The 21,450-nt window shown below is 64.1% G+C and carries 23 protein-coding genes; 15 read left to right on the plus strand and 8 right to left on the minus strand.

From position 1 onward, the window contains the following. Window positions 1–17: 17 nt before the first annotated feature. Together H295_RS47410 and H295_RS47415 are read right to left on the minus strand one after the other, a co-directional pair. On the minus strand, window positions 18–995 hold the full coding sequence (locus tag H295_RS47410; protein ID WP_158691133.1) for a hypothetical protein: 978 nt from the start codon (window positions 993–995) through the stop codon (window positions 18–20). A 95-nt stretch (window positions 996–1,090) separates the two neighbouring features. Beyond that, a complete protein-coding gene (locus H295_RS47415; protein WP_158691134.1) occupies window positions 1,091–1,357 on the minus strand; it encodes a hypothetical protein in 267 nt (88 codons plus the stop codon). 274 nt (window positions 1,358–1,631) lie between these two features. Here H295_RS47415 and H295_RS47420 point away from each other — a divergent pair, with 274 nt between their 5' ends. From H295_RS47420 to H295_RS46395, 7 genes are all read left to right on the plus strand, one after another. Further along, complete coding sequence (locus H295_RS47420) at window positions 1,632–1,994, plus strand: hypothetical protein (protein WP_158691135.1); 363 nt, start codon at window positions 1,632–1,634, stop codon at window positions 1,992–1,994. Between the two features lie 131 nt (window positions 1,995–2,125). After that, a complete protein-coding gene (locus H295_RS47425; RefSeq protein WP_020141278.1) occupies window positions 2,126–2,290 on the plus strand; it encodes a hypothetical protein in 165 nt (54 codons plus the stop codon). Window positions 2,291–2,329: 39 nt separating this feature from the next. Continuing rightward, on the plus strand, window positions 2,330–4,585 hold the full coding sequence (locus H295_RS0141545) for a type IV secretion system DNA-binding domain-containing protein (RefSeq protein WP_106961077.1): 2,256 nt from the start codon (window positions 2,330–2,332) through the stop codon (window positions 4,583–4,585). Then, on the plus strand, window positions 4,582–4,851 hold the full coding sequence (locus tag H295_RS0141550; RefSeq protein WP_020141280.1) for a hypothetical protein: 270 nt from the start codon (window positions 4,582–4,584) through the stop codon (window positions 4,849–4,851). Before H295_RS0141545 ends, H295_RS0141550 begins: the two co-directional genes overlap by 4 nt. Window positions 4,852–5,099: 248 nt before the next feature. Next, the gene (locus H295_RS46385; RefSeq protein ID WP_158691136.1) at window positions 5,100–5,564 is read left to right on the plus strand and encodes a DUF2690 domain-containing protein; all 465 of its coding nucleotides are present in this window, start codon (window positions 5,100–5,102) and stop codon (window positions 5,562–5,564) included. A gap of 441 nt (window positions 5,565–6,005) precedes the next feature. Beyond that, window positions 6,006–6,167 carry a helix-turn-helix domain-containing protein gene (locus H295_RS48310; RefSeq protein WP_267974107.1) on the plus strand — a complete coding sequence of 54 codons (162 nt, stop codon included), beginning with the start codon at window positions 6,006–6,008 and terminating at the stop codon, window positions 6,165–6,167. Further along, complete coding sequence (locus H295_RS46395; protein WP_078616907.1) at window positions 6,167–7,621, plus strand: tyrosine-type recombinase/integrase; 1,455 nt, start codon at window positions 6,167–6,169, stop codon at window positions 7,619–7,621. Before H295_RS48310 ends, H295_RS46395 begins: the two co-directional genes overlap by 1 nt. Here H295_RS46395 and H295_RS46400 read toward each other — a convergent pair. The 5 genes from H295_RS46400 to H295_RS0141565 form a co-directional block, all read right to left on the minus strand. Beyond that, entirely contained in the window at window positions 7,572–8,297 is a 726-nt protein-coding gene (locus H295_RS46400; RefSeq protein WP_234021791.1) for a TIGR02391 family protein, read from the minus strand. The two genes, H295_RS46395 and H295_RS46400, sit on opposite strands and share 50 nt — an antisense overlap. 42 nt (window positions 8,298–8,339) lie before the next feature. After that, window positions 8,340–8,687, minus strand: coding sequence for a hypothetical protein (locus H295_RS47430; RefSeq protein ID WP_158691137.1), 348 nt, complete (start codon window positions 8,685–8,687; stop codon window positions 8,340–8,342). A 70-nt stretch (window positions 8,688–8,757) separates the two neighbouring features. After that, a complete protein-coding gene (locus H295_RS46405) occupies window positions 8,758–9,441 on the minus strand; it encodes a replication-relaxation family protein (protein WP_078616909.1) in 684 nt (227 codons plus the stop codon). Window positions 9,442–9,636: 195 nt separating this feature from the next. Then, complete coding sequence (locus H295_RS0141560; RefSeq protein ID WP_020141282.1) at window positions 9,637–9,969, minus strand: hypothetical protein; 333 nt, start codon at window positions 9,967–9,969, stop codon at window positions 9,637–9,639. Between the two features lie 180 nt (window positions 9,970–10,149). Next, complete coding sequence (locus tag H295_RS0141565; protein ID WP_020141283.1) at window positions 10,150–11,802, minus strand: recombinase family protein; 1,653 nt, start codon at window positions 11,800–11,802, stop codon at window positions 10,150–10,152. Window positions 11,803–11,832: 30 nt separating this feature from the next. Here H295_RS0141565 and H295_RS46410 point away from each other — a divergent pair, with 30 nt between their 5' ends. The 3 genes from H295_RS46410 to H295_RS0141580 all read left to right on the plus strand — a co-directional run bounded on the left by H295_RS46410 (window position 11,833) and on the right by H295_RS0141580 (window position 12,879). After that, a complete protein-coding gene (locus H295_RS46410) occupies window positions 11,833–11,979 on the plus strand; it encodes a DUF4244 domain-containing protein (protein WP_020141284.1) in 147 nt (48 codons plus the stop codon). After that, the gene (locus H295_RS0141575; RefSeq protein WP_020141285.1) at window positions 11,966–12,337 is read left to right on the plus strand and encodes a TadE family type IV pilus minor pilin; all 372 of its coding nucleotides are present in this window, start codon (window positions 11,966–11,968) and stop codon (window positions 12,335–12,337) included. The genes H295_RS46410 and H295_RS0141575 overlap by 14 nt, the downstream gene beginning before the upstream one ends. A 107-nt stretch (window positions 12,338–12,444) precedes the next feature. After that, window positions 12,445–12,879: an Rv3654c family TadE-like protein gene (locus tag H295_RS0141580; RefSeq protein ID WP_234021794.1), complete on the plus strand. Its 435-nt coding sequence runs from the start codon at window positions 12,445–12,447 to the stop codon at window positions 12,877–12,879. Here the strand turns inward: H295_RS0141580 and H295_RS0141585 are convergent. After that, window positions 12,767–15,298 (minus strand): DEAD/DEAH box helicase, encoded by a 2,532-nt coding sequence (locus H295_RS0141585; protein WP_078616910.1) that lies wholly within the window; start codon window positions 15,296–15,298, stop codon window positions 12,767–12,769. The genes H295_RS0141580 and H295_RS0141585 overlap by 113 nt on opposite strands. Before the next feature lie 80 nt (window positions 15,299–15,378). Between H295_RS0141585 and bldG the strand changes: the two genes are divergently transcribed. The 5 genes from bldG to H295_RS0141610 all read left to right on the plus strand — a co-directional run bounded on the left by bldG (window position 15,379) and on the right by H295_RS0141610 (window position 21,389). After that, window positions 15,379–15,720 carry an anti-sigma factor antagonist BldG gene (gene bldG / locus H295_RS0141590; protein WP_006132569.1) on the plus strand — a complete coding sequence of 114 codons (342 nt, stop codon included), beginning with the start codon at window positions 15,379–15,381 and terminating at the stop codon, window positions 15,718–15,720. Between the two features lie 120 nt (window positions 15,721–15,840). Next, window positions 15,841–16,278: an ATP-binding protein gene (locus tag H295_RS0141595; protein WP_020141287.1), complete on the plus strand. Its 438-nt coding sequence runs from the start codon at window positions 15,841–15,843 to the stop codon at window positions 16,276–16,278. Window positions 16,279–16,544: 266 nt separating this feature from the next. Next, complete coding sequence (locus H295_RS0141600) at window positions 16,545–18,953, plus strand: sodium-translocating pyrophosphatase (protein ID WP_028810232.1); 2,409 nt, start codon at window positions 16,545–16,547, stop codon at window positions 18,951–18,953. A gap of 197 nt (window positions 18,954–19,150) precedes the next feature. Further along, window positions 19,151–19,771, plus strand: coding sequence for a hypothetical protein (locus H295_RS0141605; RefSeq protein WP_020141289.1), 621 nt, complete (start codon window positions 19,151–19,153; stop codon window positions 19,769–19,771). Between the two features lie 79 nt (window positions 19,772–19,850). After that, window positions 19,851–21,389 carry a DUF7059 domain-containing protein gene (locus H295_RS0141610; RefSeq protein WP_020141290.1) on the plus strand — a complete coding sequence of 513 codons (1,539 nt, stop codon included), beginning with the start codon at window positions 19,851–19,853 and terminating at the stop codon, window positions 21,387–21,389. The last annotated feature ends 61 nt before the right edge of the window (window positions 21,390–21,450 follow it).

The raw sequence follows: 21,450 nt of genomic DNA on the forward strand, positions 1-21,450 counted from the left end.
GCCTGCGCGAGGAGCGATCAGCTGCCGTCTGACCGGTCCTCGCGCAGGTTCACCAGCTCATCCCGTGTCACGATTCGAGGTGTAGCCCTTCCCCTTTGACTCGCAGACGGGCGTGGCTTGGCGTTGACAGTCACCAGGTACACGGTGACGCCTTCAACGTGGAGACGTGGGGGCCATGGCTTCGACCCTTCATCTGTGGGCATCTGGAGCCCCTGGCCGCTCAGGTTGAATGTCACCAGGTGAGCAACGCTCTTGCCGTAGTCGTGCGCGTAGTCGAGCGCTTGCCTGAAGCCTTTGGCTACATACGGAACCCCGTAGCCGCTTCTTGAGGGGTCATACAGCTTGACCTCACAGACCAACGGGTCGTCACCATCCAACCCAGCCACGACGTCCACTTGTCCCGAAGCGGACTTCGGCTGCGAGAACGGATAGTCGATGCCCTGATCAAAGAGGAACTTGCGGAGGTGGGTGTCGTAGCCGTCTTCGCCGTGCTTGGTGTCAGCCTCGTACTTCGCGTACAGCTCGGCCTGGTCAAACCACTCAACACGACGCTTGAAGCGTTCCAGCATGTAGAGGACTTGGCTCGCGGAACCAAGTTGTTCCACGAGGTACTCCACAAACAGGCGGATTGTCTGGTCCGTCATGTCCCGTAGGACGTAGTTCAAGTTGTTGTCAGAAGAAAAAGAGTCTCCCAGAGCATAGGGGTCCTCTCCGTCTGCCCACCGATTTACGAGTCGCCATACAATCTTCGCCTGCCCCGACTCCGTTTCGGGCCAAGAATAAGTACGCATACTGAACTTCTCGCCGACCCACACGTCGGGATCGACGTCAATATTGGTATTCTCCAGATTTTCGGTAATAGCCCTTAGCGCAGGAGTCCCTTGAATGAAGTCTCGAAAATACTGAACCGCATTCCGAAACGCGTTATAGTCCGCCCCGTAGATACGGCTATACCTCTGCTCAAGCTTGCTCTGTAGATCACGCTCGTATCGCATTAGGGTCGCCCTCCGTGGAGTTGGACTGGATCGGAGCCAACCATACCAGCTTTAAAAAGAAATCCCCGCAACTATGAGCGCGGGGATATTTGTTGTTATGAGCGGCCTACCGCTTCACGGTAGCGCGCATCTGTGCGCTCGGCATACCGACGGACTGCCGCCTCCATGAGTCCTTCGACCTCCGGCATACCACGTCCAGCGATATTCGATTCCAACTTGCGTGCAGTGGCGAAGAGATCCGCCTTGCACGTTTCATGGACCACGGCGAGATTCAGAAGGCTCTCGGCCCGGGGACCAGCGATGGCCGGGTTGAAGTCCTCTCGGCGGTACGGGCTGCTCGGGTCATCGAAGAGTGCGGTCATAGGTGACTCCAAACGTCTTGATCCAAAGAGACTGCTCTTTTATATAAAGATCATTTTGTCTGAGTGTCAATGACAGATGGAGGGTCTGACCAGCCAAAACCCCTGGCGCGGGCAATACGTGCGGTCATACCTCCATCCGAAGAAGCTGATATGACTTCCTATGGACGTACCTCATTTGGACGCATGAGACCTTGCACCGGGTGGCAGGCGGTTATTTGCTGCGGCCAGCGCTCGACCACGAGCGCTCTTGCAGCCACGTCTTTAGGGATTTGTCATGCCAGAAATCCGTCGCATCCATGAAGGCCGGGAGTTCCCGCGCAGCTCCGTAGATGCGGGCAGTCCTGAAGCTGTCGTGCCGTCCTCGGAACTGACTTTCGCAACACGGCGTCTACTCCGTGCTGAAGCCAACCGAGATGCAGTTATCGCCGCACGTACGGCAGGACAGCGTGCGCTCTTGGATCAGTCGCTACATCTGTTCAACGCCCTCGTTGATACAGCACTGGAGCTTTCCGGCGGCGAACCTTTCCGTGCACAGGTCATGGGTCAGGCTTGTGTCAGCTTCTTTGAACAGGCAACTCAGCGTGCAGCCGCAGCAGCTACACCAGTAATGAACTCGAAGCGCGAATGGCTTAATTGAAGAGTGGACGCCTTCAAGCGGCTCGCTTGCGAGTCCATATTGGAGTGGCGACTTTGGCGAGCCTCCCGAGCAATCTGGAGGCTCTACAGGAGGTCGCTCCGCCAGCTACACAAGCTCACGGAGGTAGCGACATGAACAAAGCTCGCCGCTACCTCGCATTAGTCATTGGGTTCGCGTTCGGTGTTCGCGTCCTGTGGTGGTCAATCGAACCTGTTATCCCGTACGTCATCAGCGCCGCAGCAACCCTGCTCGTGCTGGTGACCATCTTCGGCGTGCTGGTCTACCGACGCCGGTAAGCAGCAAATTTTCAGGGGCCTCTACCACAATCTTCAGGTATGGGCCCCTTCTTCGTAGTCGCCTTCGCGACGCCCCTACTGGTTTTATCTGGACTGTGGTTCATGCGAGTAGCCAAGCAATCTGAACGAGACAACAGCCGCCGTGCCTACACACTCCTTTTTCCGCCCGACCTTAGCGCCGAGCAAGTGACGTCGTGGCTTCAAGGGATCAGCGGCTCACTGCGGACGGGACCGTTCGGCATTTTCGGGGTGAACACCCTGGCCTTCGAGATGCTCGCCACCGAGCGCGGCATCACCTACCGCCTGAAGGCTCCAGCCGCGCACGCCGACCTGATCGCGAGTGAACTGCGCACCTTGTTGCCGGGCACGGTGGTCACTCCCGAGGAAGCTCCACCTACACACGAGTGGAGCTGGGTGGTCGAGTTGGGGCAGACCTCGCCCGACCGACTCCTGAACATCCCGAAGCCAGCCGCACTTGCCGCCACATTGCTGGCGAGCGTCCAGCAGCTCGGCCCCGGCGAGGCAGTGCTCGCGCAATTGGTCGTCACCGCGGCCGTCCCGAAGAGGCCACCAACCAAGAGTCAGCCGGCCACAAGAGCCAAGACGGCGCGACTTCTGGGTGAGGTGGCCGTGGGCCTGGCCGCCGAGGACATCGAAGAGCAGCGCAAGAAGCTCAGTGAGGCCAACTTCCTTGCAGCCCTGCGCGTCGCGTCCAAGGCCAAGACCGATGCACGCGCCGAGCATCTGGTAGGCCGGATCACTACTGCGCTCGGCAGCACCAGGAGCGCGACGACTCGGTTTCGCCAGCGTCGCCGGTTAAGTGGACGGCTTCGGGATGACGTGGCAGGCGCTCGCGCTCCCCTCGCCTTTCCAGCGCAGCTCGCGGCAACGGAACTGGCCGGACTTCTTGCCTGGCCCCTCGGTGCTCCGCATGTCGCCGGACTACCAGCCGGACGCACCCGGCAGCTTCCCCCGAGCGGTTCCGTACCGCGCATCGGTCGGGTGGTCGCGTTCTCCAACTTCCCAGGCTCCGAAAGGCCGTTGGCTACCAGCGCAACGGATGGTCTGAAGCATCTTCACGTCATCGGGCCGACGGGTGTAGGCAAGACGACCTTGCTAACCAATCTGGCTGCACATGACATCGCGGCTGGGCACGGCGTGGTGGTCATCGAGAGCAAGGGCGACCTGTTCCACGGCGTCCTCGACACGGTTCCGAGGCACAGGTTCGACGACCTGGTGGTGCTTGATGTCACCGACACTTCACGGCCGGTGGGCTTCAACGTGCTTGACCAAACCAACCCGCGGGCTGTCGTCGAGGAGATCGGGGCGCTCTTCGAGCACCTCTACCGAGAGACGAGAGGCGTCTACACAAGGGAGGTCTTGTACTTCGGTTTGTCCACGCTGACCAGCCGAGCCGGCCGCGCCTTCGTAGACCTGACGGCACTCCTCGCTCCGCGGAGTCCCGGTGAACAGCGCTGGCGCGACAACTTGATCCGTAGCGTCCAAGAGCCGGAGCTGCGCCACTTCTGGGACCGCTTCAATGCCTTCCCGCAGCCCCAGCAGGAGCGAGTCGTTCAACCGGTGCTGGATCGCATCTGGCAGCTCAACGCCCGGCCGGAGATCCGGAACATCATTGGTCAGACGCGTTCAAGCTTCCAGATGCGGGATGTGATCGGGCAGAACAAGATTCTGCTGGTCAACCTCGCCGGCCTCGGGCAAGAGACCGCCAGTCTTACCGGGACGTTGCTCATTAACGCGTTGTGGCAAGCCGTGCGCCGAGGTCGCGGCCGTCAACCGACCTTCCTGTACGTCGATGAGTTCCAGGACTTCTTGCAGCTCCCCATCAGCCCTGAGTCGATGCTCGCCCAGGCTCGGGGGTTCGGGCTCGGGATGGTGCTGGCACACCAACACCTCGACCAACTGCCGCGTGAGATGAAGGCGGCCGTCATGGCCAACGCCCGGAGCAAGGTGGTCTTCCAGACCACCCGCGATGACGCGTACGCCTTCGCCCGCGAGTTTGGCAAGGCCGTGACCGAAGACGACTTCATGAACCTGGCGGCGTACGAGGTGATGACCCGACTGGTCACCGGTGACGGAGTCAGTCCACCAATGACCGGCCGGACAGCCCAGCCCTTCTCGGGCTTTGGTTTGGCCGACCAAGCATGGGAACGGGCAACCAACCGCTACGGCCGACCACGTGACGAGGTGTTGGCCGAGATTGCCAGCCGGACCATCGCGCCCGAACCAACACCACCAAAGCGGCCTCGTGTCGGTGCGCAGGAATGGACACCGTGATGACAGCCGACCTACCAGAACTCCAGCGATTCATTCTGGAATCCGAGGCCGAAGTACACGCGGCCTTCGGTGAACTGACGCATCTAGCCAACCAGGCCGAGCGGCTGGAACCAATGACCAGTGACTCGATGAGTGCCGACACGATTGCTCGGACGGTCGAGCAGATTCGAGAACACCTCAAAGAATCGCTCAGAGAGCTTGGGGTGGGCGTTACGGCCATGACGAACCTGTATCACGAGTTAGATGCTGGTGTGCAGGGGTGGTGAATGGAAAAAGCCCAGTGCGTTAAACACTGGGCATAAGGTGGTTTGAGTCTTGGGGCGGAGCGGCTGAAGACCGCTCCGCCTTTTTGCACCAACCTTGCAAGGTTTAGCCGCAACCACTACGGCTATTTCTTAGGTTTGCACGAATTTAAAACCTTGACCCCAAGATCACGTTGTGTTTTATTCAATTAGGATCGCTCAACCACAATTGCGATTCACGCACCAAAACCACACATGAAGGAGTGCACTTCGTGGCAATCAAGAAGGGGCTTCGCCGAGGAATTGGCGTCGCTCTAGCCACCGGGATGATGACGGCAGCGTCCGTTGTTCTTCCCGCTCAAGCAACAGGGGCGCAGACGGTAAGTTGCTATGGCGACTACTGCTCAGGACAGGACCCGGCAGATTCGGGTTGTGCAGCAGATGCAGTTACCGTATCCGAGGTCGCCGATGAGGTAGCGAGCCTTCAGCTCCGCTGGTCCCCGACTTGCAAGACCAACTGGGCGCGTTTGATCGTCTACAAAACCGGCAAGAAATTGAGCCCGCAAGGCGGCCTCTACGCTCACCAGGAAACTGGCTACGAGCAGTCCCGGTATGTGCCCATCGGGACCGGAGGAACCTACTGGACCCCCATGATCTACTCGCCCCATAAGAAGGTTCGAGCAACCTTCTATGACGGCGGTTGGGTCTGGAACGACACAAACACGGATTACGTGTAGTTCCTCCACCGGTAGCAGATTACTTATCTGCTACCGGCTTTCACCTTGAAGTAATTAATCACAGGAGGACGCAAATGAAACTTGGTTCAGACGCTCCAACTACTAGCACGTTTTTAACCGTAGCCTTTGACTTATTGCCCTTAGTGGGGATCGTCGTGGGACTCTACGGAGCTTGGCTCATCTTCCACAGCCATCGCCGACACGAGCCGCAATCAAATAAGGCAGTCATTCTGGCCGCGGTAGGCTTTGGCTTCGCTCTAGCCTTTTTCCTTGCCGAAAAAACTCTGTTCAGTTCGCCCTTCTAAGTTACTCACTCAACTACACGCAAGCCCAAACTCAGCATGGGGTGTAAGCATAGAAACAGGGCGTACGCCCTAGATCGGAGGAAATATAGAAACTCATACACAGAACCACCACTCCGATGAACCTGCGCTCCTGACAATCAAGGAGGCATCGGAGAAACTGCGGATCAGCAAGTGGAAGCTCTACGACTTGATCCGCTCGCGCCGGCTGGCCACGGTTCAGATCGGTAGAAGGCGGCTCATCACCGCCGAGGCTCTTGCGGCTCTTGTTCAGCAACTTCAGCAGGAGTCCATGGCCTGATGGCTCGCCGTCACTCCAACGGCGAGGGCACGCTGTACCAGCGCAAGGATGGACGCTGGGAAGGTGCCGTTTACGTCCTCACCACGAGCGGCGTACGCAAGCGGGTCCGCGTCTACGGCGCGACCCGCGCCGAGGCACACAAGAAGCTCACCGGAGCCAAGGCTAAGAACGACCAGGGCATCCCGGCAGCAGACAAGTCCTGGAAGCTCAGTAGCTACCTGGACTACTGGTTGGCCGAGGTCGTCAAGCCCAACCGTCGCCCAGCGACATACGCCCAGTGCGAGACCATCGTCCGGCTGTACTTGAAACCGGGTCTCGGCAACCAGCCGATCAATAAGCTGTCCGTCCCCGTCCTACAGCGCTTCGTTAACCAGCTGCTCGCCGAGGGCCACTCGATCTCGAAGGTCCACGTTGTTCGCAAGGTACTTAGCGCTGCGCTGACCCGTGCTGAACGCGAAGAGATCACCACTCGGAACCCAGCCCGACTGATCGAGCTACCAACGCTTAATTCTCGGGAGGTTGAACCCTGGAGTATCACCGAGGCCACTCAGTTTCTTGCTGTGGCCCGCTCACACCGCCTCTACGCCGCGTTCTTGCTGCTCATGCTCTACGGCCTGCGCCGCGGCGAGGTGCTCGGTCTGCGCTGGCAGGACATCGACACTGCGAAGAACGTACTGCACATACGACAGCAGTTGCAGCGCGTAGGCAGAGAGCTTCTACAAGGTCCAGTGAAGACACAGGCCGGAAGACGTGACCTTCCACTGGTCGGCTTGGCTCAAGCAGCGATACGCGAGTACGAGGGAGCACAGCCGAAGTCGCCGGACCACGACCTAGTGTTCACGACCAACATTGGCACGCCGATTGAACCAAGGAACTTTGTTCTCAGCTTCCAACGGCTTTGTAAGCGCAATGGGATACGGATAATCAAGCTTCATGCTCTTCGACACACCGCCGCTACACTGCTCAAGGACCTTGGAGTGCCTGCCCGTGAGGCTCAGCTCATCCTCGGCCACTCACACGTTTCTGTGACTCAGCAGGTGTACCAACACGGAAGCATGGACTCACGCCGGAAGGCCGTAGGCGCCCTAGAAGCTGCTTTCGCACGGCTCATGCCCAAAACAAAAACTCCCCAGGAGAGTCCTGGAGAGTCTGCGAGCGGGACTGACGGCAACAGTAGCCGTCAATTTAGCCGTCAGATCAACAAAGTCGTAGATCAAGCTACATCGTTTCTATCTGGAGCCACGATCGGGATTCGAACCCGAGACCTCTTCCTTACCATCAATACTCAAGGAACTGCCGCTGAGCGGATATCAGAGATGGATGGGAAGTTGCAGGACTGCCGACGACGCAGGATGCTTGGCATCGTTGCCGTCGATTTGGCCGTCAGGCTGCAAGCTCAGAGGTCTAACCCTCGATGTTCAGATCCTCACCGTGCTGATAACGAAGCTGCGTAAGGACCAAGCTACCGAGACCCAATACACCAAAAGCGTACCGTTTTGCGTCGGTACGCTTTTGAATGTTGTGGCGATCGACATTGCCAAGCGCCTGCGTGAATCCCATGCCAAGCCCTCGCCATCCTTCCCACTCTCCGGCTTCCTTGCCGAGCCGGAACTGTCCGTCGTTAGCAAAGACCTTAGCGAATAGCCCTTTACCAACGAGCGTTTGCCCGTCCTTACCTTTTGGGTCGCCGCACCATTGACGTACGCGGTCTTCCACGAAGATGGCCGTTTGGCTTGCCACAGCCGACCAGTCTTCGTTCTGCACATGTGTCTGCACATGTGCCCAGAGGTCAGGGTCAAATGCCGTCTCGTCCACTGCGTCATCGCTGGTGCCAGCTTGTTGAAGTTCGAAGATCGCCGCATCGATAATTCCCGTAGCGCGATTTACTCCACTAAGGAAAGCATTGTCCCAGTGACTCTGTGGCGTGTCAGACGAGGCAACAGATAGAGAATAGCGATTCTTTGCAAACCCGTGAGTCAAGTGATGATCCGCACCAAGTGACTTCGTGAGAACTGACTGCACCTTTCCCTTCCATGAGGCGAACTTACTTGGTTGCTTTAGATTCAATCCCTCTGTTTCGGCTTCCTGCTTGAGGTCTTGAAGGTTCTGAATGGCCTGGCGCGTCTGCATGGCCATATCTTATATCAGCTAACCGCTCCGATGGCTAGCCCACTAGTTCAAACCCAACCTACGAGCGACCTTCTGAAGCATTGTTTCGTGCCGGTCAACCTGCGAGGTAACAGCAGCGCGCTCAGCCTCATCGTGACCGAGCCGGTTCATAATGGCATCAAGGGACGCGTAGACACGCTCTTTGTCTGCTTTAGTGTCGAGCTTCTCTTCAAGGCCGTCTATCCGTGCGTTCAAGTGCGTGGATATTTCTGCGAAATCTTCATCCTGTCGATCTAGCCGCTTGTCAACGTCATCAAATCGCTTGTCGATTTGCTTCGACTGCTCCGCCAACCGTTCGGCTATGCGTTTATCGATTTTCTCTAATAGTTGGTTCTGCTGCTCTTCGTTCATTGCGTCCTATTATGAACCCCCCTTATATGCAGGTCAATGCTATCTGGAAAGACTGAGGCAAGCCTGAGCATCAGGTAGTAGCCGTGAATCTGGCAGATAGCTCAGCGAACAGTCCCATGCTGAAAACCTCCCGTCCTTCGGTCAGCCGGCCAAGCACCCGAGATACCTCGGACTTCCGCCACTCATCCGGCACCAGTAAGAGCACATAAGGGAACGGGTCACGCAGGCCACGACGGAACGCCTCAATGTACGCCGCGCACTTGGCCGCGATGATTCGGGGCTTCTCGGAGCCGAGGTCCACCTCGATGGCATAGCTCGTCCTCTGGCGCTGCTGTACGAGTCCGAGTTCCACGGTCAGGTCTGGCCGGGCGTTGCCAATAGGTTGTTCCAGCTCGGCGTGCAGAATCTTGATCCCTCCTTGCCGTTCAGCGACAACAAGGTCGACGTACACGTCTGCCACCTTCAGCATGTGAGGTTTGATTGCGCGATACGGCCGGTACCGGCCCTCACGCTGAAGAAGCCACCAACCACGTGGGCCGAGTTGGTAGACGTAAGCCCCAGCACCACCCTGTGGCCCGGCTGCCCGTCGTCCGATGCGACTTAGCGCTTCGGCGCGGACAAGTCGTGCCAGCGTTCTATCGACTGGCGTCGCTGTGGTCTCCGGGAAAACCAGCGTTGCAATGTGGTTGGCAGTAAGTTGGTAGAACCGACCAACAAACCGCACCACCTCCATGTCTCTTGCGGATAGTTCCATCAGAAGAACCTCCCTTCTGCGGGTAGTTGTGCCCGCGTTCAGACGTCCGTTCTCAGAGGTCAACGACGGTTCAGGCGTAGGAGTCACCACACACCAGCCACACGGGGTTCGCACACACCCCGAGGGCTGAAGACTGCCCGTGCTTCCCACTACCGCAGTGGTAGCGAGAAGCACGGGCTTTTTGGTGACTACGCCTCAGCCGCCGTTGCCGTTGACCCTGGTTCCAGGCCGACGGCCACGAGTGCCGCGAGCCTGCCCGAGCAGTTCGGCCATATTGTCTTTAGGTGCAAGCGCGTCGAAGTCGTCGCGTAGCATGTAGACGAGTTCGGATTCATTGCTGCCGGGTCGCTTGACTTCGACGGTTACGATTTCCTCGTTGTCTTTGAGCTCCTTGATCTCGTCCGGCGTCACGTCCAGTTGAACGGGCTTTTCAAGGCCCGGGTACCGGCGAACGGTGAGGGCTGCAAAATCAGATTCCGCGCCCTCCGTGCCAGACAGGTCACTGACGCGCCTTGTCACGTATGCCATGCCGACAACTCCTTTCAGTCTTCAAAGTGTCGAACAGGACTGATACAATTAAATGGTAATTAATTGAGTTTTCGCTGATGACTAGCCAAGATTTAGACCGGCTCAAGCGGTCGACACAAAAAAGCGGGGTCCCGCTAAAGGTGCAGGACCCCGGCACTATTGCCCGACTTCAGGTGTTGGTCAGTGGAGCCAGACAATCTCAATCAGGTCAGGGTCAAACACCCAGCCGTCCTTATCCGGCCAACGTTGCCCGCCAGGCTTCCCCGGATGGATCACAACCTTCTCGACCACAAGCCTGACGACGCTTGAGCGCCATTCAATGCTTGCGCTGTCCCAGACCTCACGGAGGCCGCCGTCAGTCGGTACGGCCAAGCTCTTCGCTTTGGCACTCATGAGCTGTTTCTTCTCGGTGTCGAGCGCCGCCATCTTGTCGGTGACCGTCTTCCGCATCACCTGGTAGTCCGCTTTTTCGTGCTCGCCTTGGGCGTACTCAGTAGCCAGCAGTTCACGGCGGGTCTGTAGCTCGCTGAGTTCTTGGACCACTTCGGCCATGCGTAGCTCGTTGTCCGCCGGAACCAGAGCGCCCAGGATGTCGGGTGAGTCGAAGCGGTACAGCACCTGCTGCGTGACGAACGCTTCCACGGCATCAGCGATGCGGAAGACCGAGCAGCATCCCGCGCGGCTGCCATCCTTGGCCCATTTCTTGCAGGCGTAGCGCCGTTGGTACTTTGTGGTTCCGTCCGCGAGCGGATAGGTCTTGCCCTGGCCGTACATCGGTCCGCCGCAGTATTGGCCCTGCTTCTCGGTGTCACGCCACGTGCCGCCACACTCAGTGAAGCCACTCAAGAGGTAGGTGCGCCCTCGGACGCTGCCCTTGTTCACCCAGAACTTTTCGCGGCCGTCGAACATGGCCTTCATGGCGTCGTGCTCGGCGCGGGTGAAGACGTACGGCCACTTAGCGCGGTGCCGCTCATCCTTGTGAACCCGTGTACCACCGGTCTCCGGGTTCTTGAGGCAGGGGCAGTCTGTTGGATGACCGGTCGGATCAAACTGCACGTAACTCTCTTTGAGTAGCGTGCGCTTGAACTTGCCGACGTCCCAACGGCCGTCGCAGATCGAGACCTTGCCCTTGTAGGTGGTCTTCTGGCCCGCCCGCGTGGTCAAGATACCTTGAGCGTTCCAACTCTGAACGCAGACGAACTGATTGTCACCGGCCAGCGTGCGGCGCTTGCCCTCGTGGAGTGCGGCGATCTCGTGGGCCCGCACCGCGTACGGGTCGATGATCTCTTTCTGTTTCACCGGGTCGTACCCGATGGCTTCGCCGTACCCGAAGGTGCGTACACCGCCGTCCCACTTACCCTCGCGGGCGTTCTGGAGCTTCTTGCGGAGGGCGAGTTCTTGGATGTCTTCAGCTACGCCTGCATCTAGTGCGTTCTGGATGCGGTCCATCTTGCGGTTCGCCGACACTGAGAGGTCGAGCGCCTGACCGCGCACATAGATGTACTGGGCCCCGCAGGTTCGAGCGAGCTTGATCTGCCGCTCGTTCTCTTCCGGCTTACGAGTCAAACGAGCCTTGGTGTAGGCGAGGACGATCCGAACCGGGCCAACGGCAAGTTGACCCATCATGTCTTCGTAGTCCGGCCGGTGGTCGTTGGTGTTGGTGCTGGCAGACCTATCGTTGTCGCAGTAGATGCGCACCAACGTCACGCCGAGTTGCGCGGCGAGTTTCCTGATGTCTTCTTCCTGGCGCTGGACGCCAAGCTCCTGGCCTTCTTTATCGTCGCTGATGCGCAGATAGGCGAAGGCGAGTTGCCCCTCCAAAGTGTCGTACATTCGTTCGATTCCCTTACATGATCCATTTTAATGGATGCACAGGAATTTGACGAGTACGCGATGGGGATCGTCGCAGCGGTGGCCTTCGCGGTGGTGCTCTACAAGGTGGTGACGAGCGGGGCCGTCAGCGCGGAGCTCCAGGCCATCGTGAAGCAGGCGCTCGATGGGAAGGCGTGAACGGGCGGCGGACCAGGGGTTCGTGACGGCGGAGTCGGCCATGGTGCTGCCCGTCCTGGTGATGTTCGCGACGGCGCTGGTGTGGGGGCTGCTCGTGGTGGCCGCGCAGATCCAGTGCGTGGACGCGGCCAGGAGCGGTGCCAGGGCGGCGGCCCGCCAGGACCCCGCCGACGCGGTCGTCCGGGTGGCCCGGGACACGGCACCGCGTGACGCGGAGGTGACGGTCGCCCGGGAGGGGGACCGGGTCCGCGTGGTGGTCGTGGCGAAGCCGCCGGCGCTCGGTGGTCTGCCGTTCGAGGTACGGGAGGAGGCCGTGGCCCTGGCGGAGGAGACGGTCGGGGAAGGGGGCCGGGGATGAGGAGGGGATCGGCGCCGACCCGCTCGGCGCCGGCCGCCCAGTGCGCCCAGCGAGTCGCTCCCTTCGCCCGGTGGGTCGCTCGTGTCCGGCGCGGTGCCGCCCGGTTCCTGGGTGTCCATCTCGTCGCCGCTCGGTCGGACCGTGGTTCGGCGACCGTCTGGAGTGTCGGGGCCGTCGCGGTGCTGTGCGTGGTGTTCGGGGGCGTGCTGGCCTTCGGGCAGGCCGTCGTCGTACGGCATCGGGCGGCCGGGGCCGCGGATCTCGCGGCGCTCGCGGCGGCGGACCACTGGGCCGACGGGCCCGGGGTGGCGTGTGCGCGGGCGGAGGAGGTGGCCCGGGCCCAGGGGACGCGGCTGGTGCGGTGCGGGATGGTCGGCGAGATCTCGGACGTGACGGCGGCGTCGGGACGGGGCCCGTTCACGGCGGAGATCAGGGCACGGGCGGGGCCTGCGGCGCCGGTGCCGGTTCCTCCGGGCTTCGGGGGAGCTCCAGGGCTGGGGCCGGGGCGCCGGCCTCCGGTGCCCCCCTCAGCAGCACCGTGAGCAGCCGCACCGCTCCCCTCTTGTGCAGCGGATCGTTGCCGTTGCCGCACTTGGGGGACTGGATGCAGGACGGGCAGCCGGCGTCGCACTCGCAGGAGGCGATGGCCTCGCGGGTGGCCGTGAGCCAGGCGCGGGCCGTGTGGAAGGCGCGCTCCGCGAAGCCCGCTCCGCCCGGGTGGCCGTCGTAGACGAAGACCGTGGGGAGCAGCGTGTCGGGGTGGAGGGGGATCGACACGCCGCCGATGTCCCAGCGGTCGCAGGTTGCGAAGAGGGGGAGGAGGCCGATGGAGGCGTGTTCGGCGGCGTGCAGGGCGCCGCCGAGGATCTCCGGGGTGATGCGGGCCTCGTCGAGCTGGTCCTCGGTGACGGTCCACCACACCGCACGGGTGCGGAGCGTACGCGGAGGGAGGTCGAGTTTGGTCTCGCCGAGCACCTCACCGGTGATGAGGCGTCTGCGCAGGAAGGAGACCACTTGGTTGGTGACCTCGACGGAGCCGTAGCAGAGGCGGCCGTCGCCCCACGGGATCTCGACGTCGGTCTCCAGGACGGAGATGGCCGTCGTGTCGCGGGCCACGGTCGAGTAAGGCGGGTTCGCCTCCGTGACCAGGGCGACCGAGTCCTCCAGGTCCAGGGAGCGGACCAGGTACGTGCGGCCCTGGTGGAGGTGGACCGCGCCCTCGTGGACGGAGGTGTGGGCGGCGCCCGCGTCGACCGTGCCCAGCAGGCGGCCCGTGCCGGACTCGACGATCTGGATCGGGCTGCCGCCCTGGCCGCGGATGTCGGCGAGGTCGGCGGCCGATTCCCGGCGGGTCCAGTGCCAGGCCCTGGTGCGGCGGCGCAGCAGCTTCGCGGCCTCCAGTTGCGGCAGGAGGTCGGTGCAGGCGGGGCCGAACAGCTCCATGTCCTCGTCGGTCAAGGGCAGTTCGGCCGCGGCGGCGCACAGGTGCGGGGCGAGGACGTACGGGTTGTCGGGGTCGAGGACCGTGGACTCCACCGGCTGGTCGAAGAGGGCCTCGGGGTGGTGGACGAGGAAGGTGTCCAGGGGGTCGTCGCGGGCGACCAGGACGGCCAGGGCGCCCTGCCCTGCCCGGCCGGCGCGGCCCGCCTGCTGCCACAGGGACGCGCGGGTGCCGGGGTAGCCGGAGATCAGTACGGCGTCCAGGCCGGAGACGTCGATGCCGAGTTCGAGGGCGGTGGTGGCGGCCAGGCCCAGCAACTCCCCGGAGTGCAAGGCCTGTTCCAGGGCGCGGCGCTCCTCGGGGAGGTAGCCGCCGCGGTAGGCGGCCACCCGGCGGGCCAGCGAGCGGTCGACCTCGGCGAGCCGTTCCTGGGCGATCACCGAGATGAGCTCGGCGCCGCGCCGGGAGCGGACGAAGGCGACCGAGCGGACGCCCTGGACGGCGAGGTCGGTGAGGAGGTCGGCAGTCTCGGCGGTGGCCGTACGGCGGACCGGGGCGCCCTTCTCGCCCTGCATCTCGGTGAGGGGAGGCTCCCAGAGGGCAAACACCAGTTCGCCGCGGGGTGAGGCGTCGTCGGCGACCTCGACCACCGGGAGGCCGGTCAGGCGGCCGGCGGCGACGGACGGGTCGGCGGCGGTCGCGGAAGCGAGGAGGAAGACGGGAGAGGAGCCGTAGCGGGCGCACAGGCGGCGCAGACGCCGTAGGACCTGGGCCACGTGGGAGCCGAAGACGCCCCGGTAGGTGTGGCACTCGTCGATGACGACGTACTTGAGGGCCTTCAGGAAGGAGGACCAGCGGGGGTGGGAGGGGAGTATCCCGCGGTGCAGCATGTCCGGATTGGTCAGGACGTAGTTGGCGTACTGGCGGATCCACTCGCGTTCCTCGAACGGCGTGTCGCCGTCGTAGACCGCGGCGCGCACGGAATTGCCGAGCGGTTGTGAAAGTTCCTTCACCGAGCGGCACTGGTCCGCTGCCAGGGCCTTCGTGGGGGCCAGGTAGAGCGTGGTGGCGCCGCGGCCGTTCGGGGCCTCGGAGCCGTCCAGGAGGGTCGAGAGGACCGGCACGAGGTACGCCAGGGACTTGCCGGAGGCGGTTCCGGTCGCGACGACCACCGAATCGCCGTCCAGGGCGTGCTCGGCGGCCTGTGCCTGGTGGGCCCAGGGATGTTCGATGCCGCACGCCTGGACCGCCGCGACGACCTCCGAACGAATCCGGTCAGGCCAGACGGCATGGCGGCCCGCCCTCGGGGGCAAGTGCTCCGTATGAGTGATGCGCGCAGCCCGGCTCGGGCCGGCGGCGAGCCGGTCCAGGACCGTGCTCGGCGCGGGGCGGGAGCCGGAGTCCGTCTGGGGTCGATCGGATCGGAGATTCTTGGCCATCGGCACCGAGTGTGTCACTGGCGTGACGGACAATGGGACCAAGGCGTCGTGCACGCCTGCCGGTAAGTGATTGAATGCCATCGCGGCTGGCGAACCGTCCCGGGGGCTCTGCCGAGGTGTCCCGAGGGGCGACCGCTCGATAGCAAGGTGCTGGAGGATCCGTGGACCTGTCCCTGTCGACCGAGACCGTCGGCGATCGCACGATCGTCAGGGTCGGTGGCGAAATCGACGTATATACCGCGCCCAAGCTGCGCGAGCAGCTGGTCGAGCTGGTGAACGACGGCAGTTTCCACCTTGTCGTCGACATGGAGGGCGTGGACTTCCTCGACTCCACCGGACTCGGCGTGCTGGTCGGCGGCCTGAAGCGTGTGCGTGCCCATGAGGGCTCGTTGCGCCTGGTCTGCAACCAGGAGCGCATTCTCAAGATCTTCCGTATCACCGGCCTGACCAAGGTGTTCCCGATCCACACCTCGGTCGAGGAAGCGGTGGCGGCGACCGACTGACCCGTTCCCGGGCCCGTGCTCGGGGCGGCGAAGGACGCCGACAGAAGCAAGAAGAAGGGGGGCTGGGCCTTCGGCGGCCCGGTCCCCCCGACAGCACGCCCGTAGTTCCGAGGGGGACGCATGGCCACCGTTGAACTCCGCTTCAGCGCGCTGCCCGAGCACGTCAGGACCGCCCGACTGGTGGCGGCAGCGGTGGCGCGCAGGGCCGGAGTGGACGAGGCCGTCCTCGACGAGGTCAGGCTCGCCGTCGGCGAGGCCTGCACCCGTGCCGTGGGACTGCACCAGAGCGGCGGCATCACCTCGCCGGTCCAGGTGCTGCTGATCGAGGAGGAGAAGCAGTTCTCCATCGAGGTCGGCGACGAGGCGCCGCGTACGGCCCCGGGCGACCGGGCTCCAGGCGCTCAGGGTGACGACCTCGACGTGGAGACCGAGGAGGACGAGATGGGCCTCGCGGTCATCAGCGGCCTCGTCGACGACGTCGAGGTCACCGCAGGGGAGCATGGCGGACAGATCCGTATGACCTGGCCGACCACGCCGCCGGCCGCGACGCTTCCCTGACCCGTACATCGTTTTCTGCACCGAAGGGCCCTACCCGTTAGGGCCCTTCGGCATGTCAGGGGGCCATTTCTGTGCCTACAGTGGTCTGTGCATCGGATTTCGTGAAGCAATTCACGATCAACCAAATGGATCACAATGCCTTCGGGGCATTACTGCTTTCAGGTTCCGTAAAGGCGAATTCCGTTTACCGCGCCCTGTTTTGATCAGGACGGGGTACCTACAATCCGTCCACATCTTGAGCTCAGCCCAAGCGTCAAGGAGGACGAATGGCGGGGCTTTCTACCCCTGATCAGTTGGACCAGCCCACGACACATCTCGCGGCCGCGGTGCTCACCGACGACAACCGGGTGCTGATCGCGGTCATCGCGGTCGTCGCCCTGGCGGCGCTCGTGGTGGCGGGCGTCCTGGTGCGCCAGGTGCTCGCGGCCGGCGAGGGCACCGACAGCATGAAAAAGATCGCGGCGGCGGTCCAGGAAGGCGCGAACGCCTACCTGGCACGTCAGCTGCGCACGCTCGGCGTATTCGCGGTCGTCGTGTTCTTCCTGCTCATGCTGCTGCCCGCGGACGACTGGAATCAGCGCGCAGGCCGATCCGTGTTCTTCTTGATCGGCGCCGCGTTCTCGGCGGCCACCGGCTATATCGGTATGTGGCTCGCCGTGCGCAGCAATGTGCGGGTGGCCGCGGCGGCCCGAGAAGCCACTCCGGCGGAAGGCGAGCCGGAAAAGGATCTCACCGCCGTCTCCCACAAAGCCATGAAGATCGCATTCCGTACGGGCGGCGTCGTCGGCATGTTCACGGTGGGGCTCGGTCTGCTGGGCGCCTCCTGCGTGGTGCTGGTGTACGCGGCCGACGCGCCGAAGGTCCTGGAGGGCTTCGGTCTCGGCGCGGCGCTCATCGCGATGTTCATGAGGGTCGGCGGCGGCATCTTCACCAAGGCCGCCGACGTCGGCGCCGACCTGGTCGGCAAGGTCGAACAGGGCATTCCGGAGGACGATCCGCGCAATGCCGCGACCATCGCCGACAACGTGGGCGACAACGTCGGCGACTGCGCGGGCATGGCGGCCGACCTCTTCGAGTCGTACGCCGTGACCCTGGTCGCCGCGCTGATCCTCGGCAAGGCGGCCTTCGGCGACTCCGGACTCGCCTTCCCGCTGCTCGTCCCGGCGATCGGCGTGATCACCGCGATGATCGGAATCTTCGCGGTCGCCCCGCGCAGGTCCGACCGCAGCGGCATGAGCGCCATCAACCGCGGGTTCTTCATCTCCGCGGTGATCTCGCTCGTGCTGGTGGCGGTCGCCGTCTTCGTCTATCTGCCGGGGAAGTACTCCGACCTCGACGGCATCACGGACACGGCGATCTCCGGCAAGGACGGCGATCCGAGGATCCTCGCCCTCGTCGCCGTGGCCATCGGCATCCTGCTCGCCGCCGTCATCCAGCAGCTGACCGGCTACTTCACCGAGACCAACCGCCGTCCGGTCCAGGACATCGGCAAGACCTCTCTCACGGGGCCCGCCACCGTCGTCCTCGCCGGCATCTCGATCGGTCTCGAGTCGGCCGTCTACACCGCCCTGCTGATCGGCCTCGGCGTCTACGGGGCGTTCCTGCTCGGCGGCACCTCGATCATGCTGGCGCTGTTCGCGGTGGCGCTGGCCGGTACCGGTCTGCTCACCACGGTCGGTGTGATCGTCGCCATGGACACCTTCGGGCCGGTCTCCGACAACGCGCAGGGCATCGCCGAGATGTCCGGTGACGTCGAGGGCGCGGGCGCGCAGGTGCTCACCAACCTGGACGCCGTCGGCAACACCACCAAGGCCATCACCAAGGGCATCGCCATCGCCACCGCGGTCCTCGCGGCCTCGGCGCTCTTCGGGTCCTACCGGGACGCGATCACGACCGGCGCGCAGGACGTCGGCGAGAAGCTCAGCGGGGCCGGTGCGCCGATGAGCCTGATGATGGACATCTCGCAGCCCAACAACCTCGTCGGCCTGATCGCGGGCGCGGCGGTCGTCTTCCTCTTCTCGGGGCTGGCGATCAACGCGGTGTCGCGGTCGGCGGGCTCGGTGGTCTACGAGGTGCGGCGGCAGTTCCGCGAGCACCCCGGGATCATGGACTACAGCGAGGAGCCGGAGTACGGCAAGGTCGTCGACATCTGCACCCGGGACGCCCTGCGCGAGCTCGCCACGCCCGGACTGCTCGCCGTGACCGCGCCGATCTTCATCGGGTTCACCCTCGGGGTCGGCGCCCTCGGCGCGTTCCTCGCGGGCGCGATCGGGGCGGGCACGCTCATGGCGGTCTTCCTGGCGAACTCCGGCGGTGCCTGGGACAACGCCAAGAAGCTCGTCGAGGACGGTCACCATGGCGGCAAGGGCAGCGAGGCCCATGCCGCGACGGTGATCGGCGACACCGTCGGCGACCCCTTCAAGGACACCGCGGGCCCCGCGATCAACCCGCTGCTGAAGGTCATGAACCTGGTGGCACTGCTGATCGCGCCCGCAGTGATCAAGTTCAGTTACGGCGACGACAAGAGCATCGGCGTACGAATCCTCATCGCCGTGCTCGCGTTCCTCGTGATCGCCGGCGCGGTCTACGTCTCCAAGCGGCGCGGGATCGCCGTGGGTGACGAAGACAACGAGAAGAAGGCGGCCAAGTCGGCGGATCCCGCGGTGGTTTCGTAGGTCCCTCGACGAGTCCCAGCTCAAGGGGCGGGCGGGCGGCGCGTGTTCATGCGCCGCCCGCCCGCCCCGTCGCGTGTGGGCTCCTCGGCCGTGAGGCTTCTCTCGCATGGGGCAAACAGCCGCAAAGGCGCCTATTTACGGCATTCGGCGTGTGGATTCGGTGCCCGTGGCGTGTAACGTCCGGTGGCCGAGAGGCCATGGAAGGGACCGATCCGGTGAACAAGAAGCTCGCGGCCGCACTGTCCGGCGGTGCGGTACTGGTACTGGCGCTGTCGGGATGCGGCGGCGGCGAAAAGGACAACAAGGAACTCGACGGCTGGGCCAAGAAGGTCTGCGACCTGGTGCCGGCCCAGAACAAGAAGATCACGGCGGCCTACGACGCGATCACCAAGGCGGCCGAGGACACCGAGAGCACCCCGGCGGAGCTCCAGAAGGCCGACTCCCAGGCGTTCCAGGACCTGTCAGACGGCTACAAGGCGCGGGCCACGGTCATCCAGAGCGCCGGCGCGCCTCCCGGTGCCGAGGACGGCGCCAAGAAGCTCCAGAACGCCGTCAACCAGCTCTCGGCCCTCTCCGCGGCCTACGGCGACATGAAGACGCAGGTGGACAAGCTCGACACCAAGGACCAGGCGAAGTTCGCCACGGGTCTCAAGGACGTCTCGGCGGAGATGCAGAAGGTGGAGACGCAGCGTCAGACCGCGCTCAACGCGCTGAAGGAACTGGAGTCCGGCGACACCAAGCAGGCACTGGCCGACCAGCCGGGCTGCAAGCAGTCCTCGGGATCCCCGGCGGCGTCGGCATCGGCCACGGACAGCTGAGCGCTCCTGGCGGGACGTGGGCGGCTTCCGGGGGTGAGGCAGGCCTGTGCGGCCGGGCCGTGCGGGCCACAATGGGGGCGTGAGTACCTCCAGCCTGCCCACGCTGCCCGCCGCTCCCCACCCCGCCTCCGCCTCCGGAGGCACCGACGTCGCCGCCCGGCTGCGGGACGCCCTGCTCGGGGCGTCCTTCACCGCCGACGGGCTGCTCGAACTGCTCGGTGCGCCCGCCTACGCGGCGCTCGCCCGCAGTGAGACCGTGCCCGCGCTCCGGGCGACCCGCGGGGACACCCCGCTGGAAGTGCTCGTACGCCTGTTCCTCCTTCAGCAACCGGTGTCCCACGCGCGCGTGGCGGACGTTCTGCCCGTCGACGCCTGTCTGGAGAGCGGCTGGCTGGTGCGTGCCGGCGGCGACGAGGTGGCCGCGACGGTGGACGTACGGCCGTACGGCGGGCCCGGCGGCGAGGACTGGTTCATCGTGTCGGACCTGGGCTGTGCCGTCGGCGGCGCCGGTGGCATCGGCAGCCGGGACGAGGGTGTCGTCCTCGGGGTCGGCGGCGCCTCCACCACGCTCGCCGGCATCACCGTCCGCACGCCCGTCGGCTCCGCCCTCGACATCGGCACCGGCTCCGGGATCCAGGCCCTGCACGCCGCCCAGCACGCCACGCGCGTGACGGCGACCGACCTCAACCCGCGCGCGCTGCACATCACGGCGCTCACGCTGGCGCTCTCCGGCGTCCCGGCGGCCGATCTGCGGGAGGGCTCGCTGTTCGAGCCGCTCCGGCAGGGGGAGACGTACGACCTCATCGTCTCGAACCCGCCCTTCGTGATCTCGCCGGGTGCCCGGCTGACGTACCGGGACGGCGGGATGGGCGGGGACGATCTGTGCCGCTCGGTCGTTCAGGGTGCGGGGGAGCTGCTGAACGAGGGCGGGTTCGCGCAGTTCCTCGCCAACTGGCAGCACGTGGCGGGGGAGGAGTGGCAGGACCGGCTCAGGTCGTGGGTGCCGCGCGGGTGCGACGCGTGGATCGTGCAGCGCGAGGTGCAGGACGTCACGCAGTACGCCGAGCTGTGGCTCAGGGACGCCGGTGACCACCGCGGCGACCCGGCCGCGTACCAGGCGCTGTACGACGCCTGGCTGGACGAGTTCGAGGCGCGCAAGGTGAGGGCCGTGGGCTTCGGCTGGATCACCCTGCGCAGGACCGGGTCGGCGGAGCCCTCGATCACCGTCGAGGAGTGGCCGCACCCGGTCGAGCAGCCGCTCGGCGACACCGTCCGCGCGCACTTCGAACGCCTCGACTACCTGCGCGCCCACGACGACGCGGCCCTGCTGGAGGCGCACTTCAAGCTCGTGCCCGAGATCGTCCAGGAGCAGGTCGGGCTGCCCGGCGCGGAGGACCCCGAGCACGTGGTGCTGCGCCAGCACCGCGGGATGCGCCGGGCCACCAAGGTGGACACCGTCGGCGCGGGCTTCGCCGGCGTGTGCGATGGCTCGCTGAGCGCGGGCCGCATCCTCGACGCGATCGCCCAGCTCATGGGTGAGGACCCGGTCGTCCTGCGCGATCGTACGCCCGCGCAGATCCGGGTGCTGGTGGAGCAGGGGTTCCTGGAGCCGGCGTGACTCCGGCGGGGCGGTCGCGCCGTACGGTCCGAATCCGGTCGGTTTTCGGCTCGGCACGGAC

The organism is Streptomyces sp. 351MFTsu5.1 (genome assembly GCF_000383655.1).
Classification (GTDB): Bacteria; Actinomycetota; Actinomycetes; order Streptomycetales; family Streptomycetaceae; genus Streptomyces; species Streptomyces griseorubiginosus.

Bases quoted from the DNA above. Each gene is read 5' to 3' on its own strand.
- H295_RS47410 (WP_158691133.1), bottom strand. From the start codon at position 995: ATGCGATACGAGCGTGATCTACAGAGCAAGCTTGAGCAGAGGTATAGC.
- H295_RS47415 (WP_158691134.1), bottom strand. From the start codon at position 1,357: ATGACCGCACTCTTCGATGACCCGAGCAGCCCGTACCGCCGAGAGGAC.
- H295_RS47420 (WP_158691135.1), top strand. From the start codon at position 1,632: ATGCCAGAAATCCGTCGCATCCATGAAGGCCGGGAGTTCCCGCGCAGC.
- H295_RS47425 (WP_020141278.1), top strand. From the start codon at position 2,126: ATGAACAAAGCTCGCCGCTACCTCGCATTAGTCATTGGGTTCGCGTTC.
- H295_RS0141545 (WP_106961077.1), top strand. From the start codon at position 2,330: ATGGGCCCCTTCTTCGTAGTCGCCTTCGCGACGCCCCTACTGGTTTTA.
- H295_RS46395 (WP_078616907.1), top strand. From the start codon at position 6,167: ATGGCTCGCCGTCACTCCAACGGCGAGGGCACGCTGTACCAGCGCAAG.
- H295_RS46400 (WP_234021791.1), bottom strand. From the start codon at position 8,297: ATGCAGACGCGCCAGGCCATTCAGAACCTTCAAGACCTCAAGCAGGAA.
- H295_RS47430 (WP_158691137.1), bottom strand. From the start codon at position 8,687: ATGAACGAAGAGCAGCAGAACCAACTATTAGAGAAAATCGATAAACGC.
- H295_RS46405 (WP_078616909.1), bottom strand. From the start codon at position 9,441: ATGGAACTATCCGCAAGAGACATGGAGGTGGTGCGGTTTGTTGGTCGG.
- H295_RS0141560 (WP_020141282.1), bottom strand. From the start codon at position 9,969: ATGGCATACGTGACAAGGCGCGTCAGTGACCTGTCTGGCACGGAGGGC.
- H295_RS0141565 (WP_020141283.1), bottom strand. From the start codon at position 11,802: ATGTACGACACTTTGGAGGGGCAACTCGCCTTCGCCTATCTGCGCATC.
- H295_RS46410 (WP_020141284.1), top strand. From the start codon at position 11,833: ATGGATGCACAGGAATTTGACGAGTACGCGATGGGGATCGTCGCAGCG.
- H295_RS0141575 (WP_020141285.1), top strand. From the start codon at position 11,966: ATGGGAAGGCGTGAACGGGCGGCGGACCAGGGGTTCGTGACGGCGGAG.
- H295_RS0141585 (WP_078616910.1), bottom strand. From the start codon at position 15,298: ATGGCATTCAATCACTTACCGGCAGGCGTGCACGACGCCTTGGTCCCA.
- H295_RS0141595 (WP_020141287.1), top strand. From the start codon at position 15,841: ATGGCCACCGTTGAACTCCGCTTCAGCGCGCTGCCCGAGCACGTCAGG.
- H295_RS0141600 (WP_028810232.1), top strand. From the start codon at position 16,545: ATGGCGGGGCTTTCTACCCCTGATCAGTTGGACCAGCCCACGACACAT.
- H295_RS0141605 (WP_020141289.1), top strand. From the start codon at position 19,151: ATGGAAGGGACCGATCCGGTGAACAAGAAGCTCGCGGCCGCACTGTCC.